This is a genomic window from Rosettibacter primus, assembly GCF_036860675.1.
GTDB lineage: Bacteria > Bacteroidota > Ignavibacteria > Ignavibacteriales > Melioribacteraceae > Rosettibacter > Rosettibacter primus.
The window spans coordinates 169,016-187,654 of sequence record NZ_JAYKGK010000004.1 but is presented as its reverse complement, the minus strand read 5'-3'; the positions used below and the strand labels follow the sequence as shown (position 1 = coordinate 187,654).

14 protein-coding genes, 1 tRNA gene and 1 CRISPR repeat array are annotated in these 18,639 nt (G+C 32.3%); of the genes, 13 read left to right on the top strand and 2 right to left on the bottom strand.

The features are described from left to right. The first annotated feature begins 113 nt into the window (after window positions 1-113). The 6 genes from VJY32_RS07140 (at window position 114) to VJY32_RS07115 (ending at window position 9,785) form a co-directional block, all read left to right on the top strand. Window positions 114-188, top strand: a tRNA-Val gene (locus tag VJY32_RS07140). 1,193 nt (window positions 189-1,381) lie between these two features. After that, window positions 1,382-4,135 (top strand): type I restriction endonuclease subunit R, encoded by a 2,754-nt coding sequence (locus VJY32_RS07135; RefSeq protein WP_353677219.1) that lies wholly within the window; start codon window positions 1,382-1,384, stop codon window positions 4,133-4,135. A 29-nt stretch (window positions 4,136-4,164) separates the two neighbouring features. Further along, window positions 4,165-5,085: a DUF3800 domain-containing protein gene (locus VJY32_RS07130; protein ID WP_353677218.1), complete on the top strand. Its 921-nt coding sequence runs from the start codon at window positions 4,165-4,167 to the stop codon at window positions 5,083-5,085. Between the two features lie 71 nt (window positions 5,086-5,156). Then, a complete protein-coding gene (locus VJY32_RS07125) occupies window positions 5,157-6,710 on the top strand; it encodes a restriction endonuclease subunit S (protein WP_353677217.1) in 1,554 nt (517 codons plus the stop codon). After that, window positions 6,707-8,302, top strand: a complete 1,596-nt coding sequence (locus VJY32_RS07120; RefSeq protein WP_353677216.1) for an RNA/DNA-binding domain-containing protein — start codon at window positions 6,707-6,709, stop codon at window positions 8,300-8,302. The genes VJY32_RS07125 and VJY32_RS07120 overlap by 4 nt, the downstream gene beginning before the upstream one ends. 4 nt (window positions 8,303-8,306) lie before the next feature. Then, window positions 8,307-9,785 (top strand): type I restriction-modification system subunit M, encoded by a 1,479-nt coding sequence (locus tag VJY32_RS07115; protein WP_353677215.1) that lies wholly within the window; start codon window positions 8,307-8,309, stop codon window positions 9,783-9,785. A 793-nt stretch (window positions 9,786-10,578) separates the two neighbouring features. On the opposite strand, the gene VJY32_RS07110 is transcribed toward VJY32_RS07115, so the two are convergent. Next, window positions 10,579-10,791, bottom strand: coding sequence for a hypothetical protein (locus tag VJY32_RS07110; protein WP_353677214.1), 213 nt, complete (start codon window positions 10,789-10,791; stop codon window positions 10,579-10,581). A gap of 201 nt (window positions 10,792-10,992) precedes the next feature. Beyond that, window positions 10,993-12,568: a CRISPR direct-repeat array (repeat unit 30 nt; unit sequence GTCACAATTCCACTATGGTTCGATTCAAAC). A 412-nt stretch (window positions 12,569-12,980) separates the two neighbouring features. Between VJY32_RS07110 and VJY32_RS07105 the strand changes: the two genes are divergently transcribed. The 7 genes from VJY32_RS07105 (at window position 12,981) to VJY32_RS07075 (ending at window position 17,565) form a co-directional block, all read left to right on the top strand. After that, window positions 12,981-13,259 (top strand): hypothetical protein, encoded by a 279-nt coding sequence (locus VJY32_RS07105; RefSeq protein ID WP_353677213.1) that lies wholly within the window; start codon window positions 12,981-12,983, stop codon window positions 13,257-13,259. A 443-nt stretch (window positions 13,260-13,702) separates the two neighbouring features. Continuing rightward, on the top strand, window positions 13,703-13,876 hold the full coding sequence (locus VJY32_RS07100; protein ID WP_353677212.1) for a hypothetical protein: 174 nt from the start codon (window positions 13,703-13,705) through the stop codon (window positions 13,874-13,876). Between the two features lie 53 nt (window positions 13,877-13,929). Then, complete coding sequence (locus tag VJY32_RS07095) at window positions 13,930-14,304, top strand: hypothetical protein (RefSeq protein WP_353677211.1); 375 nt, start codon at window positions 13,930-13,932, stop codon at window positions 14,302-14,304. An 11-nt stretch (window positions 14,305-14,315) separates the two neighbouring features. Continuing rightward, complete coding sequence (locus VJY32_RS07090) at window positions 14,316-14,687, top strand: hypothetical protein (RefSeq protein ID WP_353677210.1); 372 nt, start codon at window positions 14,316-14,318, stop codon at window positions 14,685-14,687. Between the two features lie 34 nt (window positions 14,688-14,721). Beyond that, window positions 14,722-15,519 carry a hypothetical protein gene (locus VJY32_RS07085; protein ID WP_353677209.1) on the top strand — a complete coding sequence of 266 codons (798 nt, stop codon included), beginning with the start codon at window positions 14,722-14,724 and terminating at the stop codon, window positions 15,517-15,519. 8 nt (window positions 15,520-15,527) lie between these two features. Then, a complete protein-coding gene (locus tag VJY32_RS07080) occupies window positions 15,528-15,896 on the top strand; it encodes a hypothetical protein (protein ID WP_353677208.1) in 369 nt (122 codons plus the stop codon). A gap of 142 nt (window positions 15,897-16,038) precedes the next feature. Next, complete coding sequence (locus VJY32_RS07075) at window positions 16,039-17,565, top strand: hypothetical protein (protein ID WP_353677207.1); 1,527 nt, start codon at window positions 16,039-16,041, stop codon at window positions 17,563-17,565. 70 nt (window positions 17,566-17,635) lie between these two features. Here the strand turns inward: VJY32_RS07075 and VJY32_RS07070 are convergent, their stop codons facing one another. After that, complete coding sequence (locus VJY32_RS07070) at window positions 17,636-18,475, bottom strand: DUF3078 domain-containing protein (protein WP_353677206.1); 840 nt, start codon at window positions 18,473-18,475, stop codon at window positions 17,636-17,638. Window positions 18,476-18,639: the final 164 nt, after the last annotated feature.

Genomic DNA, 18,639 nt, shown 5'->3' with positions numbered 1-18,639 from the left:
TTGAAACTTTGAATTAAATATTCTATAATTGGTGCGCAAATTTTAAAGTTCTTTATAATTACTGGTTCATCTTAAAAGATAATAAAGCTATAATTTTTTATTGATATATTTAAGGGCGCTTAGCTCAGCTGGTTCAGAGCACCTGCCTTACAAGCAGGGGGTCGTAGGTTCGAATCCTTCAGCGCCCACTCCATAAAGCCTTGTAATTAAATAAGTTACAAGGCTTTTTGGTTTTGGTAATTCATTTCTTTGTGATTTGTGAAAAGAAAATCGAATTTAGTAGTTTAATAACTATTTTGCATTAAGAATATTAAAATTCAGCTAAAAGTAATAATTTAAGTTTTCATAGAACAAAGCAGGGGGTCGTAGGTTCTTCCGAAGGAATGCCTTTGGCAGAATCCTTCAGCGCCCACTCCATAAAGCCTTGTAATTAAATAAGTTACAAGGCTTTTTGGTTTAAAGAAAAATCACTGAAGTAGAAACTGAAGTAGAAATTCCTCTCCGCGAAAGAATATATTCACACAGTCATAATTCCCCGAAAACATATCCATACTTAAAAAACAAAAATAATTTTCAACTCACTTATGAAATCCGATTGCATTCATCGGGCAAGGGTCAGACTGCTTTAGTTAACATAAGAGATACTAACTCTCAAGTGCCAACTATAAGGATTGATATTCTTTCCGTTAGATATGCGAAGAGGAGATAGTCACTTACATTCAAAAAATCTTTGCAATTCTGTTACAATCTCTCTAATGATGAAAGGACTTTCTTACATATGGTTGGTCGAATTTAGTGGATTTCATTTTCAGTTTGGATGACAGTTGTATTCCTTGATTTGTATTTAATTGTCTGTAAATGGAGAATTATTTTTACAAACAGTTCTCTATATTTTTTGAGGTTCTTGTGATCCTCAAGTATATTAAAATTAAATGATACAGCGTACCCTCATCTCTTTATCCTCATTGGCATTTATGCAAAGTTACTTATTCAGATAATTCTCTGTATTTATTGGTCTTATATTTATACTATAACCGAAAAGAGTTGTGCTTAGTAATTTCTCTTATTGATGATAATGACTTAGCTTTTTATATTGCACCATTGTATAAACATATAGACTTGTTTTAGTTGATATACCATTACTGCTGTGTAGTTTTAAAATGCTAATTATAAATGCAAAAGTTTTTAGAATTACATGGTTAGAAAAATAACATTATTCGTTGTTCTGATATCAAAAACTAATAACAAATTTATCAGCATTGAGGACAAGAATTCCTAATGAAAATTTTTATAGTGCCGCTTTGTTTCTTACTATTATTATTGTCATTTTAACTATGATAAATGGTTATGATAATTTAATTCATATGCAAATTATTTATATATGAAACCAGAAGAAAAAGCGAGACAAACTATTGATCATCTAATTGAACTTGCAGGCTGGAAAGTTCAAGACTTCCAGAGTATAAATCTCGGTGCTTCTTTGGGCGTAGCAGTAAGAGAGTTTCCGCTGGAAAATGGTACTGCAGACTATTTACTTTTTGTTGATAGAAAAGCGGTTGGGGTTATCGAAGCAAAACCAGAAGGTACAACTTTAAGTGGAGTAGCAGAACAGTCACAGGCATATATTGCAGGAATACCCAAAAATCTTCCTATAATACAAAAACCTCTCCCTTACGCTTATGAGACCACAGGGACAGAAACATTTTTTAGAGATACACGAGATCCTGAACCCCGCTCACGAAGGGTTTTTGCTTTTCACAGACCTGAAACCCTTGCCGAATGGCTCATGCAAAAAGAAACACTTAGGCAGAGACTTCGTAAACTTCCCCCTCTCATTACAGAAGGCTTAAGAGAGTGTCAGATTGAAGCAATAAGAAATCTTGAGATGTCCTTTGCTGAAGATAGACCCCGGGCTTTGATTCAGATGGCGTCAGGGAGTGGGAAGACTTATACTGCAGTTAATTTTGTATATAGACTTATTAAATTTGCCAATGCAAAAAGGATTCTTTTTCTTGTTGATAGAAATAATCTTGGCAGACAAACAAAAAGGGAATTTCAGCAATTTATTACGCCTGATGACAGAAGAAAATTTACAGAGCTTTATAACATCCAGCATCTCACTTCCAATGTGATTGACCCTGTAAGTCGGGTTTGTATCACCACAATTCAGAGACTCTATTCTATGTTAAAGGGCGAAACAGAATTTGATGAAACTCTGGAAGAACAGTCAATTTTTGAAGTGTACCCCAATGAATTGCAACCAAAAGAAATTAGCTATAATCCCAATATTCCCATTGAAACATTTGATTTTATCATTACCGATGAGTGTCATCGTTCCATTTATAATTTATGGCGTCAAGTGCTGGAATATTTTGATGCTTATATCATCGGGCTTACAGCTACTCCTTCAAAGCAAACGTTTGGATTTTTCAATCAAAACCTTGTTTCGGAATATACTTACGAAAAAGCAGTTGCTGATGGTGTGAATGTGCCCTATGAGGTTTATAGAATAAAAACCGAAATTACAGAAAAAGGAAGCAAAGTAGAAGCAGGCTACTTTATAGATAAGCGGGATAAACTCACCAGAAAAGTGAGATGGGAACAGCTTGACGAAGATATTGAATATTCACCAAATCAACTGGATAGAAGCGTTGTTGCGCCTGACCAGATAAGAACAGTGATTAGGACATTTAAAGAGAAACTTTTTACAGAAATATTCCCGGGTAGAACAGAAGTCCCCAAAACGCTTATCTTTGCCAAGGACGATTCGCATGCTGAGGACGTTGTGCATATTGTCAGGGAAGAGTTTGGGCGTGGTAATGAATTTTGTAAAAAGATAACATATAAGACAACGGGTGAAAGACCTGAAGATCTTATTCAATCATTCCGTAACTCCTACAATCCCCGCATTGCTGTAACTGTTGATATGATTTCGACAGGAACAGATATAAAACCTATTGAGTGCATTCTCTTCATGCGTGATGTAAAATCAAGGGTTTATTTTGAACAGATGAAGGGTAGAGGAACTCGCACTCTCTCACAGACTGAACTTAATGCAGTGACCCCTGATGCATACAAAAAAACACATTTTGTTATTGTAGATGCAGTGGGTGTTTGCGAAAGCGACAAAACAGACTCGCGCCCTCTTGAAAGAAAACCGGGTATTTCATTCGATAAACTGCTTTTATCAATTGCACTTGGTAATAGAGATACGGATTCAATCACATCTCTGGCTGGTAGGCTTGCCATGTTGGATCGAGAAATTGAAGAAAAGGATAGAGTAAAAATAGAAAAAGAAGCAGATGGAAAATCTCTAAAGACAATAATCAATAATCTTTTAGAGGCAACGGACCCTGATAAGGCAATAGAAAAAGCAAAAGAGATTTTTAAAACAGAAGAACCTACACAAGAGCAAATAAATAAAGCAACTCAGACATTAATTAACCAAGCCTGTGCACCATTTGATAAGCCTGAATTGAGGAATCTTTTGATAGAAATAAAGAAGAGAAATGAACAGATTATTGATACAATAAGTAAAGACAGAGTTATATTGGCTGGATTCGATGATAAGGCAAAAGAGAGGGCAAAAGGAATCATTGATACATTCAAAAAATTTATTGAAGAGAATAAAAATGAACTCACAGCACTTCAGATGATTTATGACAAACCCTATGGCAGACGGCATATTACATATCAAGAAATAAAAGAACTTGCAGAAGCCATCAAAAAACCTCCATACAATCTCACACCTGATCTTCTCTGGCAGGCGTATGAACAGCTTGAAAAGTCAAAAGTAAAAAAAGCAGGACCACAGAGGCTTTTGACAGATATCATTTCAATTCTCCGATTTACTCTTAGCTTGGAAAACGAACTTATTCCTTTTGCCGAGATTGTCAATCTTCGGTTTGATAAATGGCTAAAAGAGCAGGAACAACAGGGCAAAAAATTTACACCTGAGCAGATAGACTGGCTTGTTAAAATCAAAGACCATATTGCAACCTCTCTTACCATTGAAAAAGACGATTTTGACCTATCGCCTTTCTATGAGGAAGGGGGGCTAATCAAGGCATACAAGATTTTTGGGGATGAACTTGATGAGATATTGGAAGAATTAAATGAGGCATTAGTTGCGTGATGTTAATTTTGAATTTTTTATTTTGAATTATGGAGATACTGGAAACAAAGAATTTGTTTGGCAAAAGTGAGGCGCCACAAGAATTTAACGTATTTCACGATGAGAGTGGATCTTATAACTCTGGGAATTGGGTTTTTACTGGACTATTATGGGTTAATAAAGAGCATATAGAGGAAATTTGTGAATATTTACAGAATGTAAGAAAAGAATTTAATTATAATGGAGAGATTCACTTTAATAAATTTCCAAAATCTTTTGGTGGTGATTTTGGTAGAAAAGCTCAAGTGGCTAAAGAATGGTTTAGTTTATGGAAAGGCAAGATTTCAGATATGTCATATTTTAATGTATTATCAGTTAATAGAACGCACAAAAAATATTATCATAAAAGGTTTTCAAAGGACTTCCATGCTTATAACCGTTTTACTGCTTTAGCAATAAAGAGTGGACTTTTATGGTTTTTTAAAGATAAACAATTTTTAAATTTAAGAATATTTTCTGATGAAAAAACCAGAAGACCACAAGGAATCTTGGGAGACGGGATAAATTTCGATAATTTTGAATATTACCTAATGAGGCGTTTGAAAGAAGATACAAATAATTATAATGGTCCAAAAGTAAAGTTGTTAGATCAAGTTCAATGTATAAATTGTCCCTCAAGAGGGCCCTACACTTGTGAGCAAGAATTACTTCAGTTGGTAGATTTATTATTAGGGGCTATTGCAACAGCGGTAGAACCGAAAACAAAAAAAGAAACAAAAATATGGTTTGCAAAGGAAATTTTGCCCTTAATTGAAGATATTGGAAAAGAACCTTGGAATCAAGAGTTTAAACTTCATAGAAAATTTTCAGTTAGTTATTTCCCGAATAATGATGGTTTAATTTATAATAATGGACCCTTGGGAATAATTGATATGGATAACTCTCAATTAAATTTTTTTGGTTGTGTTTGAAAATTCTATTTGTAAGGATAAGTAATTATGAAAATATAAATCTACAAATTATTGAACTAGAGTTTTGAATTATGAATGATGAATTAAAAAACAAAACCTTTTTTCCGCCTCTCCCCAAAGGCTGGGTATGGGTGAGATTGGGTGAGATTGGTGAATACATAAATGGGAGAGCATTTAAACCGTCTGAGTGGGAGAAGCATGGTCGACCAATAATAAGAATACAAAATCTTACAGGCTCTACTGATAAAATTAATTACTATTCTAAACCTATTGAAGAAAAATTTATTGTTAGAAATGGAGATTTGTTAATTTCATGGTCTGCTACACTTGGAGTTTTTATTTATAAGGGAGAAGAGGCTGTTTTAAATCAACATATTTTCAAAGTACAACCGTATATAGATAGAAAATTCTTATATTTTTTATTCACGGCATTTATAGAAGAATTAAAAAGGAAAGTTCATGGAACAGGGATGCAACATATAACAAAGTATAAGTTTGAAAATTCTTATGTCCCCCTACCCCCTCTCCCCGAACAACACCGCATTGTTGCCAAAATAGAGGAGCTTTTCACAAAGCTTGATGCCGGGGTTGAGGCACTGAAAAAAGCAAAAGAACAAATCAAGCGCTATCGTCAGGCAGTGCTAAAATATGCCTTTGAAGGAAAACTCACTGAAGAATGGAGAAAGAATAATGTTGAATTATTAATGTTGAATGATGAATTAAAACAAATCGAAAACTCAACATTAAACATTCAACATTCAAAACTCAACATTCAAAATTACGAGCCCGCTTCTATCTTGCTTGAAAAAATAAAAGCAGAACGAAAAAAGAAACTCGGCAAAAAATACAAAGAATTGCCGCCAGTTGATACCTCCGAACTTCCTGAATTGCCCGAAGGCTGGGTGTGGGTGAGATTGGGGGAGATCACTGAAATGATACAATATGGAACGTCTGAAAAAGCAACTTCTGAATTTGCTGGTATTCCAGTCTTAAGGATGGGGAATATTCAAGATGGCAAAATTATTTTTAAAGATTTAAAATATTTTCCAAAAGAATGGCCATACATCAATGATTTTATCCTCCAAGATGGTGATATATTATTTAATAGAACAAACAGTGCAGAATTAGTAGGTAAAACTGCCGTTTATAAAAAATTTCATCCTCCTGCCGTTTTTGCTTCTTATCTGATTCGGATAAAAGTAAATAAAAATTTTTATGTTTCAGATTTATTATCATATTTTATAAACTCAATTTTTGGCAAAGAATATATAGCATCTGTGGTCTCCCAACAAGTAGGACAAGCCAATGTAAATGGCACAAAATTATCATTAATGCCAATCCCCCTCCCCCCGCTCTCCGAACAGCACAAAATCGTCGAAGAAATCGAACGGCGGTTTTCTGTGGCTGATGAGGTAGAAAAGGCAATTGATAATAGCCTAAAGCAAGCAGAGCGGTTGCGTCAGAGCATCCTCAAAAGAGCATTCGAGGGAAAATTGGTTCCACAAGATCCAAACGATGAACCAGCGGAAAAGTTGCTGGAAAGGATAAAGGCAGAGAAGGAAAAACAATTTGAAATTACCAGAAACAATTTTGCAAATAAGTCCAAAGGAAGCAGAAAAAAATGACAGAAGAAATTCTAAGAAGATACATCAAACAGGGTGAAGGATTAAAAGTAGAATTTAAGGAAGCAAAAGATGCTATGCCCTCAGATCTGTTTGAAAGCGTATGTGCTTTTTTAAATAGAGGTGGTGGAATAATAGTCCTTGGAGTTAATGATGAAGGGAAAATATCAGGTGTAAACCCAGATGTTTTAGATAAAATTATCAATGATATTGTAACCACCTACAATAATCCATCCAAACTTAATCCCCCCTTTATCCTTTTCCCGCAGAAAATGCAATTACAGGAAGGGTTGATTATATACATTCAGGTGCCAGAAAGTTCTCAGGTTCATAAATGCAATGGCGAAATTTATGATAGAAATTCTGATGGTGACTTTAGATTAAGAAACCAGCAACAAATTAGAGAACTTTATCTGAGAAAAAGCACTTATTATACTGAAGGGAAGATTTATAACAAAATAAAATTTAGCGATTTCAAAACAGAATTATTTCCAAAGGTTAGAAATCTAATTTTAAGTCGTTCTCCATCACATCTATGGTTGTCATTAAATAATGAAGAAATATTTAAAGTTTCTGGTTTAAAACGGCAAGATTATATCACAGGTGAAGAAGGTTATACCCTTGCCGCTGCTCTTTTATTTGGAAAAGATGAGATCATTCAAAATATTCTCCCATACTACAAAATAGAGGTGCTGGTAAAAATTAAAGATGTTGATCGCTATGATGATAGATTAACTATAACGACAAATCTTATAGATGCTTACGATAAAATTATGGATTTTTTACTTAAGTCTGTTTATTTACCCGATAAATTCTTTATTGAAAATGGAGTAAGAATTGACCTGCGAGAAAAAATATTTAGAGAAGTAGTTGCCAACTTACTTGTTCATAGAGAATATACCAACGCCCATATAGCTTCAATTATCATCTATCAAGATAGAGTAGAATTGTTGAATGCAAACAAAGCATATTATCATGGAAAAATTGATATTAAAAACTTTCATCCTTATCCAAAAAATCCACTAATATCAAAGTTTTTTATGCAGCTTGGAAGAGTTGAAGAAATAGGTTCCGGAATATTGAATGTAACTAAATATTTGAAGCATTATTATCCAGGAGCAGAACCGGAATTTATAGATGGGGATATTTTCAAGGCTATCATTCCAATTCCTATTAGGGAAAAGAAAATAATTAAACCAGAAGAAATTGAGTTAGAGGAGTTTGAAACTATTGAAGATATTATAAATACATTCCAGAAGGTTGGCATTGAAATTGGCGGAGTAAATGTCCCTGTAAATGTCCCTGTAAATGTCCCTGTAAATGATGTTGTCCATAATGTTGTAAATGATGCTGTGGGTGATACTGTAAGTGATGCTGTTAAAAAACGTTTAGCAAATGAGCTCATACATATAATGTTTAATAAAGAGGTTAAATTAAAAGTTCTTTGTGAAAAATTTATGATACAAGAAAAAACTGCTAAAAGGGATGTAACTTTATTAAGAAAATTAGGCTTTGTAGAATTCAAAGGTGCGCCTAAAACAGGCCATTATGTAATAACAGATAAAGTAAAAAAACTAAGGATTAAAAGGAGATAGAATTATGCCCAACGAAGCACCAGCCATTGTCCAAAGAGTCTGGAATTATTGCAATGTTTTGCGCGATGATGGCGTAAGCTACGGTGACTATGTGGAGCAATTAACTTATTTGTTGTTTTTGAAAATGGCAGATGAACAAACAAAACCGCCGTTTAATAAGCCATCTATAATTCCAAAAGGATTAGACTGGCAAAGTCTCCTTGAAAAGGATGGAGACGCCCTTGAAGTTCACTATCGTCATATCCTTGAAACTCTTGGAAAAGAAAAAGGCATGTTGGGTGTCATATTCAGAAAATCACAGAACAAAATACAAGACCCTGCAAAACTCAAGAGGCTCATCGAACTTATCAATGCAGAGACCTGGATAGGAATGGACATAGATATAAAAGGTGAAATCTATGAAGGTTTATTACAGAAGAACGCAGAAGACACCAAAAGCGGAGCAGGTCAATACTTTACCCCTCGTCCGCTTATCAAAGCCATAGTTGAAGTTATAAGGCCCAATCCAGGTGAAACTATTTGCGACCCTGCCTGTGGAACGGGTGGTTTTCTCTTAGCGGCCTATGAATACCTCTCGAAAAACTACACTCTTGATAAGGAGCAAAAGAAGTTTCTCAAATTCAATACCATTTTTGGCAAAGAGCTTGTTGATAATGTTGCCCGTTTGTGTGTAATGAATCTTTATTTGCACGGAATAGGCGGTGAAGAAAGTCCTATTGAAGTAGGTGACTCACTCGTTGCAGAACCAAAAGAACATTATGATATAATTCTTACCAATCCGCCATTTGGCAAAAAGAGCAGTATCACCATTGTCAATGGCGAGGGAAGGGCAGAAAGAGAATCTCTGGTATATGAGCGACCCGATTTCTGGACAACTACTTCCAATAAGCAGCTTAATTTTGTGCAACATGTCAAATCATTGGCAAAAATAAATGGTAGAGTAGGAATTGTGGTTCCCGATAATGTGTTATTTGAAGGCGGCGCTGGCGAAGTGGTTAGGCGAAGATTGCTTGATGAGTGTGATTTGCATACCATCTTACGACTTCCAACAGGCATATTTTACGCGCAAGGTGTAAAGGCAAATGTCATATTCTTTGACCGTAAACCTGCAAGTGAAAAACCATGGACAAAAGAGGTGTGGATTTATGACCTTAGAACAAATATGAATTTTACTTTAAAGACCAATCCTCTTCGCTATGAGCATTTAGAAGAATTTATCCGATGCTATAACCCCACAAATCGCCACGACAGAAAACCAACATGGAACCCGAAAAATCCCGACGGCAGATGGCGAAGCTTTAGCTACGAAGAAATTATGCAAAGAGACAAAGTCAACTTGGATATCTTCTGGATAAAGGATGAAAGTTTAGAAGATTCAGAAAACTTGCCAGACCCTGATATTCTTGCTCAAGAGATTGTAGAGAATTTGCTATCAGCACTTGAACAATTTGGAAGTATTACTGGGAATAACATAAACGAGTAAGTCAATCTTATTATTTCTGGGATTACTCAGTTCCTCAATGAGAGGATATTGTATAACTAAGATTAAAATTTGAGCAATATAATGTTTCCTTGATAACAAAAATGAAATAGAAGAATTTATATATGTGAACATAATGTAAAAAAATAGAGTTCTTACATTCGATAGGAAATAAATGAAAGATATTAACTAAGTCTGTAAAATAATTTGTATAAATTGATATTAGAGAGTCAAAGGAATGGAAAAAATTTTTATGTAAATTCTTAAAAAAATTCTTTGATTATAATATAGAATCTAATACACCCATGCTTAGCCTCAAAGTAACTCATTTAATGCTTTATACAATCATATACTTACCTACCAAAGAAAGAGCTTACATACAATCTCACCGAGTAAATGTTTCTCCATTCGAAAAGCTAATCCTTAAATTCCACAAAAGTTGAAAGAACTCTCAAGACTTGCTTGAAAGAAAAGCATGGCTGGAATATTCTTGAATGACTTTGAGCAGATGAATATTCTTGAGGAAATTTCATTCTTAGGGATAAGTCCAGAGCAGTTCTTAAAAATAGGTTATCTAACCTTTCTAAACTAAGGCAATGATGAATTTTTTGTCAAAGATAAACATTGTTGAGTTCTACAGTTATGAATATGCAATGATGGAGTTCGGTTGAAAAATTTTTTTGAGATTTAGCTCTTCGTGAAAATTAGTGAGTTATAATATCACTATTTAGCCAGAGGTGTACAAGTATTCGATTCAAATCCAGTATAACTCTATGAAGTAAAACGACTGTCTTTATTAGTTTCTGCGTTTATAATTTACTTCCTCATCGTTGTTTGTATTTTCAGCATCTCCGTCCTCATCATCTTCCATAGCTGCATTTAAGGCTTTCTTTGACAGAGTAAAAAAAACAGGGGTAAGAAATACTATCCACAATATGCCTAATTGACCAATTAAAATTATTGGTGCTAAAGCCAGTATTACTGCAATTAAGATACCGAATTTCTTCATTATGCATTACTCTTAATTCTTAAAAACTACAAGTCACAATTCCACTATTTCGCTAGGGGCGAACAAGGGTTCGATTCAAACTCTTCTGTTACGGGAGATAATTGTTCTTTATCACCGTCACAATTCCACTATTTCGCCAGAGGCGAACAGGGGTTCGATTCAAACAATTGCCGTGGAGGAAATTTATCTCGACGGCAACAGGTCACAATTCCACTATGGTTCGATTCAAACTTTAACATTCGTACCTACGTAGGGTACGATGAAACGTCACAATTCCACTATGGTTCGATTCAAACTGATATAGACGCACAAAATTATAGCTTTATATCAACTTGTCACAATTCCACTATGGTTCGATTCAAACGAATGTGCTCTCAAGGAAGCTCCGGATGTCAAAGCGTCACAATTCCACTATGGTTCGATTCAAACAAAATTAAAAACCAGATGATCCGCAAGGCCAATGCGGTCACAATTCCACTATGGTTCGATTCAAACCTTTTTTTTAAAAAAATTTGGAGTCAAAATAATTAGGTCACAATTCCACTATGGTTCGATTCAAACTAAAAAGCTGTTTTACTTACAAAACTTTGCATTCTCGAGTCACAATTCCACTATGGTTCGATTCAAACTAAACCACAGCTCGAAGATAATCTCGACTATCAAAAGTCACAATTCCACTATGGTTCGATTCAAACAATTCCCCAAAAATGTATCGAAGGTTGGTGGAATAGTCACAATTCCACTATGGTTCGATTCAAACAATGTGCAGAAATTTTATCAACTTTGTGGGGGCTGAGGTCACAATTCCACTATGGTTCGATTCAAACATGTTATGAAAGAAAATATTAGAAAAATGAAGTTATTGGTCACAATTCCACTATGGTTCGATTCAAACGAATTTAGAAAGAGTCATTGACTCGACGGTCAAAGAGTCACAATTCCACTATGGTTCGATTCAAACGATTGGTTTTTTTGAAGAAGCTTATAAGTTATACAAAGTCACAATTCCACTATGGTTCGATTCAAACCTTAGCAGTCTCCCAAAGATAACCACAACGGTTACGTCACAATTCCACTATGGTTCGATTCAAACATACCCCCCGACATCAAACCTGAAACTGCGAAATATGTCACAATTCCACTATGGTTCGATTCAAACGGAATGAGGAGGGCCAAAATTTAGAATAAATAAAAAGAAAGTCACAATTCCACTATGGTTCGATTCAAACAGTCCATCTTTCAGCACATTCGAACTGATAGTTCTCATGTCACAATTCCACTATGGTTCGATTCAAACAAATCATTACAACAGACAAAGGCAACTATGTACTCCGCCCGTCACAATTCCACTATGGTTCGATTCAAACAGTCCATCTTTCAGCACATTCGAACTGATAGTTCTCATGTCACAATTCCACTATGGTTCGATTCAAACTAAAAATAAATATGTACAGCAATAATGCGGGGATCAGTCACAATTCCACTATGGTTCGATTCAAACCAATCTCTCTTGAAGCAAGGTGCAGGTTGTCCTGCCCTTGGTCACAATTCCACTATGGTTCGATTCAAACTTTAATTTCTTTAATTGTCACCATAAAGATATGGTGGCAGTCACAATTCCACTATGGTTCGATTCAAACCCATTTGATAGTTTCTGCCGACACTTTGGTATTGTTATGTCACAATTCCACTATGGTTCGATTCAAACCGCTGGTCACCCCACTTGACCAGTAATACAGTGGCCACAGTCACAATTCCACTATGGTTCGATTCAAACAGTATATTTCTATGTGCTAAAATATGCATTTTTAATTCAAAATCAAGTACTTTGTTGATAAATTTTTAAGAAAATTTTCTCAAACCTATTTTTCTTTAAAAATGCTGGGAGGTTTGAGTTTCGATTTTGAACTGTTTTCGCAATTTTTGACCTCTTTGCCACTCACTGTCTACTTTTTTGAACGGGGGTTTGAGAATTTCCCTGCGATTTTGAGCTGTTTTCTCAACATCTAAATTCACTAATTTTCACCTGCACCTTGTTTTCGTATTTTTTATTCTGATTTAATTTAACCCTCTATACAACCCCTCTCGCTCTACAACACCAGGTCTTAATCAAGTGGGCTTAAGGAGTCCCATTGAAATTTCACTGCGAGCCCACCCCCTATTCAATCACAATCAAAACAGGAGGTATTATGTATTCAAAAGCCAAAATATGTCCAATCGACACAAATGAGAAAATGGGTCAATACAGACCCATGTTTTTTGACCTTGCAAAGTATGGACTTGATGAAGTCATAATCGAGTCAGAATACTTTTCGAAGAATGACAACATAGCTCAACAAATAGCACAACAGGAATATTCTGTTGTTTATTTGAGAGACGGACTCAGAAAAATCACAGCACAGAAAGACGGCCACAAAATTCCCTTTGAGAGTTTTATCAACACTTTGGTGTTAGCATTACTCAAGTAATTATATACAAAAGTATTACCATTTTCGGTTGCTGTTATTGATGTTAAATATTAGGAGATAATAAATAACACCAATTAACAAAGTTGTTATTTTGTTAATGATTATAAAAGATGAAAGTACATCAGAAAAAGTAACGTCTTCAATTTTATTGTCAATAAAAATATTTGCAGCAGTCTAAAAAGTGTATAAGAATTTGGTTATCAGTATTTTACATTATTTCAAAATCAAAATGTGAGTTTATTATAATATTAAAAGTATCATTTCGTTATAGAGTTTTTTAGTCAAAGTTGTATTTTATCTATTTAATTTTTGATGCATATCTTTTTGTTATTTAATTTTTTTAAAAAATTTAGAAAATTTTATTGCTTCTATCTCATATATTGATATAAAACTTAATCTAAAATTAGAATTTATTTTATTGAATTAATTTTATATGAAGCAAAATGAAATTACAAGTTGATAAAATTATTCTTACAGGTTTTATTTTATTATTTGCTGGCTTAATTGCCCCCTTTATATATGTCTTAATTGTTATAGCTCTTATAATTTATGTGATATTTATTGAACCATTTCTTGATAATAATTCTAATGGTGAAAATAATTCAAAAGAAAATTAGAAATATTTCGTTTTTCGCCTACTAGTATGTTAAAAGAATTATGAGATTCAATTATGAATAATAATAATAATTACGATATAACAATTAATAATCTTCAATATTTATCAGATAAGCAAAAATTATTTTTGGAAGCTTTATTCAACTTGTTAATTCCATTTGAAATATTTTACGAATTATCTGTTTTGAAAGTTAGTAGAGATGAAAATGAAAAATGGAAAATATATGCTAAGCCTATGGTTATTTTTGAAGATATGCTGCAAGATATAATTTATAAAGAAAACGCGATTATAGGTATTTTTATGGAATTGCCTGAAGATAATTTATTATTAAATGAGGAGCATATATACCAATGCGCTTTAGAATATGCAAAGAGTATTTTATGGGAATATATCTGGGGCAAAAGAAAACCAATTGAAATTTTAAATTAATATAAAATATTATGGCAGCGTTATTATTACTTGGTATATCAATGGTTATTCTTACTGTTATTTTCTGGTATTATGAATTGCGATTTTTTCTTGACAATATTTATTATCCAAATAAAAAAAACAATATCTTACTTTTTTCAGCACAATCTATTTATGCATTTTTTATTAACATATTTCTATTTTTTTATTATGGCAGATATTTTTTAATCGATTTATTAGCTACAGCTTTTTTCATTTCATTTTTGGGATTTGGAGATGCAGTAACTGGTGCTATATTGGGTTTAACGATGTCAAATGCTCTCTCAGTTTTAATTCTTTTTATACAAAAAAGAAATCAAAAAAGAAAAGAAATCCTAATCAATACGAACAAATTATATAAATGATATCTTATAATTAATAAAATACGAGGGCTTATTTATGGATGCAGTATTCAATCCAGCACAAATTCATACTTTAAATCAAATTCTTGATGAACTTAAATTCGCATTAAATTCACTAAAAGAAAAAGAAATAAATAAAATTATCATTTCTTTGATTAAAAACTCAGCTATTGATACTTATGAAAATAAAAAACAAATTGTTTTGGATGTGAATGAATTTTTTAAAAAGAAAATTAATGATTACAAAGTAAAAGGTTTTAGAAGAGCATTTAAAGATGATTTTAATAGTGTAATAAATTTTTCAATAAATCTACCTGATAAAATTAAAAATGCTTATGAGTATATAAATAAAATGTCAAAACAAGAAAAGATTGAGATGTTAATTTCAATATTGTGGGGTATAATAATTTTTTATGCTGTTTCTGGAGGGTCAGATTTAGAAGGTGGGGTTCCTGATCTTGATATTAAATTGGGTGGTTTAGGATTGCACAGAAGTATATGGTTTCATTCAATTATTGCCGGGTTTACTTTAGAATTTATTATGAGATTAGCTTTTAAGACTTTGCTGACAGTTATTGATAATTTACCTGAAAACCATCATGCAGTATGGGATAAGTTAAATGACTTTATACAAAAAAATCAGAATCTGACTGTAGCAGCAATTTGGTTTGGAATAGCAGCTCATTTAATTAAAGATACAGGAATAATTGCTGGAAATTTTAAATCTTACTCTGATTTGCCTGCAAGTTTAAGCCTGGAACATCACAATTTAATTATGAATGCAAATGGTGTTGCTTCAGCACTTTTGGGGGCAGGAAATATTAAAAAGTTATAAGGTGAGTTATGTTAATTAATTTAACAAATCATCCTCTAGATACATGGGAAGAAAACCAGAAAAAAATTGCTGAAAGTATTTATAATAAAATAGTTGATTTGCCATTCCCTATAATTCCACCTGATGAAGGTTTAGATTATGTCCAAAAGTTATCAGATGAATATCTTGAAAAAATTGAAGCTCTTCTTAAAAATGCTAATTATGAAAATAATGCTGTCCATTTAATGGGCGAACTTACATTTACTTATGTTTTATTAAACAAATTAAGAGAAAAAGGAATCCAAGCCGTTGCTTCAACTACAAAAAGAAATGTGATTGAAATTCAAGAAGGAAAGTTATCAAGGTTTTCATTTGTCAGGTTCAGAGATTATTATTAAAGATTAATTCTTCACTCAATTCTATTTTTATAATATTCTTAAAAAATGATATTTCTTATGAGTAATATATTTTCATGAAAAAAATTAATGATAATTAAAATCCAATGTAACATTTATATTCTTAGTTAAGGAGTAATATAAAATGAGTAACGAGCAAACCAATATACTTGAATTAATTCTTGATGAATTAATGCAAATTAGAAGTGATATTCATAAATTGATATTGGTGTTAATGCAAACTACTGACAATAAAAATGGACCAATCAAAAAAAACATAAATGAAAACACAGAAAATTCTTCCTCATCTAAAAAAGTAAATGATGATAATATAGCTGAAAATGAAATTGAAGATAAAAATTTATCTTCAATTTATTATTGGTTAATGTCTAGAGGGATAACAATTATAAATTACAAATCGTTGAACAATAATGATCATGTTCATGATAAATTGTCTTTATTTTTAGGAAATCGATTTGAAAATTTAGTTCTATTTCATGATGGTATTCGGCGCTGTTTATCAAATGGTAATGTACTAAGATTAAATTTGTATGATTACCCACAATCAGTAATATCAGATACTACACAGTTTTGCACATGGCTTTATGAATATGCATATTTATCGAGCTATAGATATATTCGTCAAACAAGGACAATTTTAGCTCAACCTCAAAGAATTCCAAAAGTAATAAATTTTTTAAATGGTGAATGGTTTGAGAGGTTTATTTTCTTAAAATTAAATTCTTTCTTTTCACAGAATAAAATTAAATTTTCTCATCTGCAAAATATTCAAGTTACACTGCCAAATGGCAATCAATTTGAATTTGACCATATTTTTTTAATTAACGGTAACCCGTTGTGGGTTGAGTGTAAGACAGGTGATTATCAAGCGTATATTGAGAGATATTCTTCTACAAGAAGATTATTAAAGATACCTAAAGAAAGGTCAATTCTAATTATTTTGGGGCTAGATGATAATTTGTGCCAAACATTAACAGATTTGTATGATATTACTGTAAAAAATGAAAAAAATATTTTTAATTGGATTTCCAATATTTTTGCTATTCAAGATGATAATGTAAGTATTTCTAAAAGTGATAATGTTGATGCTGCTTCTTCTGCAATTGATATATATCAGACTAAAAATATTAATGAGCATGATTTTGAAATCCACAACTTGAATATACCAAATATTATTTGCGGGGGCAATTCATATAACTCATCATTATCTACATTATTAAAAAAATCAAAATTGAGACCTTTCCCTCAATTCAGAAATGTGATTATAAAAAGTTTGATTAACGCGGTTGAAAATTTAGTTAAACCTACTACAATGGTTGAGGTAAAAAATGAATTGGCAAAAAAAATTGTCATATCAAAAAATCAACTTCAAGATATATTGAATGCTATAGTTAGTTCTGGGTGTTTATTAGATGAAAATGATCAAACAGTTTATTCTTTTACAATACCTTTTATAAAATTAATTTCTTATGATCCTGAAGTTATTGAAAAGAAATGTATTGAAAGTTATATCAGTGCAGTTTTAAAAGTAAATCAAACATTTTTTGATAATTCATATAACATTGTTGAATTTGAAAATGTGGTAGGATATAGAATTTATGACAAACAATTCATAGAAGATATTAAAAGAAAACAATTTAATGTTTACTAATTTTTTAATAATTACAAAATAAAAATAAGCTTAAAAGCTACTATACCAAAAGGCACTTAGAGGTTATTAATTATAAAATTGTATATGTTATACCAATCTGCAGAGCTTCTTTTGTTTGCGTTTTGAATGATTGTGCTTTTTCATAAATGAGTAGATAAGTAAAATTCACACTTAGCCAGTTATTCACTTTAGCAACAATTAGGTTATCCCATCTTATATCCCATACATCAAGACTTTCAAATCTCGAGAATAATCTGAGTTTACTTGTGAGCATTACATTTTTATCTAAGTTAAAATTCATATCAGTTACCGATTCGATTCCGGTTTCGAATTTGAATTTTTCTTTTTTGTCTGGTGTAGATAAATCGTCGGTGTATTGATAAAATTTATTTGTTATAACTTCTTGAAGTGCTATTCCCAATCGTGTTGTAACATTACTGATTTTATTATATCCAAAACCAAGTGTTTGTGTTATATATCCAGGGTCAAAAAAGTTTGATACTACAGGAGCCGGAGTTATTTTATAATCATAACCAGTAGTCACTTGAGTACGTAATGAGTTAGAAAAATATGGATTTACTGCCCAGCCAGCATTATAAGTTAATACATCTTCCATATAAAGGTCATTCTCGGTTGTCTTATAAGTAGATTCCCCAATTTTAGCTCTTCCATAAACTGCTTTTAGTTGATGTTTAAGTGTCCATAAATCTGTTGTATTTTCTAATTTAAAATTTCCATACAATGTCCACGATATAGAACTTTCCCCACCTTTAACCCAATTATTGAATGATACTTGATTAATTCCTAAGCCAGTAATTAACCCAGGTATCCATTTGCCTTTTAACGAATCTGGAATTTGAGAATATATTAATTCGGTTGTGAGAATAATTATAAATAAGACTTTTTTCATTATTACCTCTGAATTTGTATTCATATTATAATTTTTATTATGAAATTATTTCTAATAACTTATGTTTATTATAATGTCTCTTAAAATCATATTATTATTAAAAGTAACATTTCATATTCAGACTCATTTATTAATGTCGCGTGCATATAAATAATTTTTTTAGA

Excerpts from the sequence above, each read along its gene's own strand:
- VJY32_RS07115 (WP_353677215.1), top strand. The coding sequence starts at position 8,307 with ATGCCCAACGAAGCACCAGCCATTGTCCAAAGAGTCTGGAATTATTGC.
- VJY32_RS07075 (WP_353677207.1), top strand. The coding sequence starts at position 16,039 with ATGAGTAACGAGCAAACCAATATACTTGAATTAATTCTTGATGAATTA.
- VJY32_RS07120 (WP_353677216.1), top strand. The coding sequence starts at position 6,707 with ATGACAGAAGAAATTCTAAGAAGATACATCAAACAGGGTGAAGGATTA.
- VJY32_RS07090 (WP_353677210.1), top strand. The coding sequence starts at position 14,316 with ATGGCAGCGTTATTATTACTTGGTATATCAATGGTTATTCTTACTGTT.
- VJY32_RS07095 (WP_353677211.1), top strand. The coding sequence starts at position 13,930 with ATGAATAATAATAATAATTACGATATAACAATTAATAATCTTCAATAT.
- VJY32_RS07100 (WP_353677212.1), top strand. The coding sequence starts at position 13,703 with ATGAAATTACAAGTTGATAAAATTATTCTTACAGGTTTTATTTTATTA.
- VJY32_RS07130 (WP_353677218.1), top strand. The coding sequence starts at position 4,165 with ATGGAGATACTGGAAACAAAGAATTTGTTTGGCAAAAGTGAGGCGCCA.
- VJY32_RS07105 (WP_353677213.1), top strand. The coding sequence starts at position 12,981 with ATGTATTCAAAAGCCAAAATATGTCCAATCGACACAAATGAGAAAATG.
- VJY32_RS07085 (WP_353677209.1), top strand. The coding sequence starts at position 14,722 with ATGGATGCAGTATTCAATCCAGCACAAATTCATACTTTAAATCAAATT.
- VJY32_RS07080 (WP_353677208.1), top strand. The coding sequence starts at position 15,528 with ATGTTAATTAATTTAACAAATCATCCTCTAGATACATGGGAAGAAAAC.
- VJY32_RS07070 (WP_353677206.1), bottom strand. The coding sequence starts at position 18,475 with ATGAAAAAAGTCTTATTTATAATTATTCTCACAACCGAATTAATATAT.
- VJY32_RS07135 (WP_353677219.1), top strand. The coding sequence starts at position 1,382 with ATGAAACCAGAAGAAAAAGCGAGACAAACTATTGATCATCTAATTGAA.
- VJY32_RS07125 (WP_353677217.1), top strand. The coding sequence starts at position 5,157 with ATGAATGATGAATTAAAAAACAAAACCTTTTTTCCGCCTCTCCCCAAA.
- VJY32_RS07110 (WP_353677214.1), bottom strand. The coding sequence starts at position 10,791 with ATGAAGAAATTCGGTATCTTAATTGCAGTAATACTGGCTTTAGCACCA.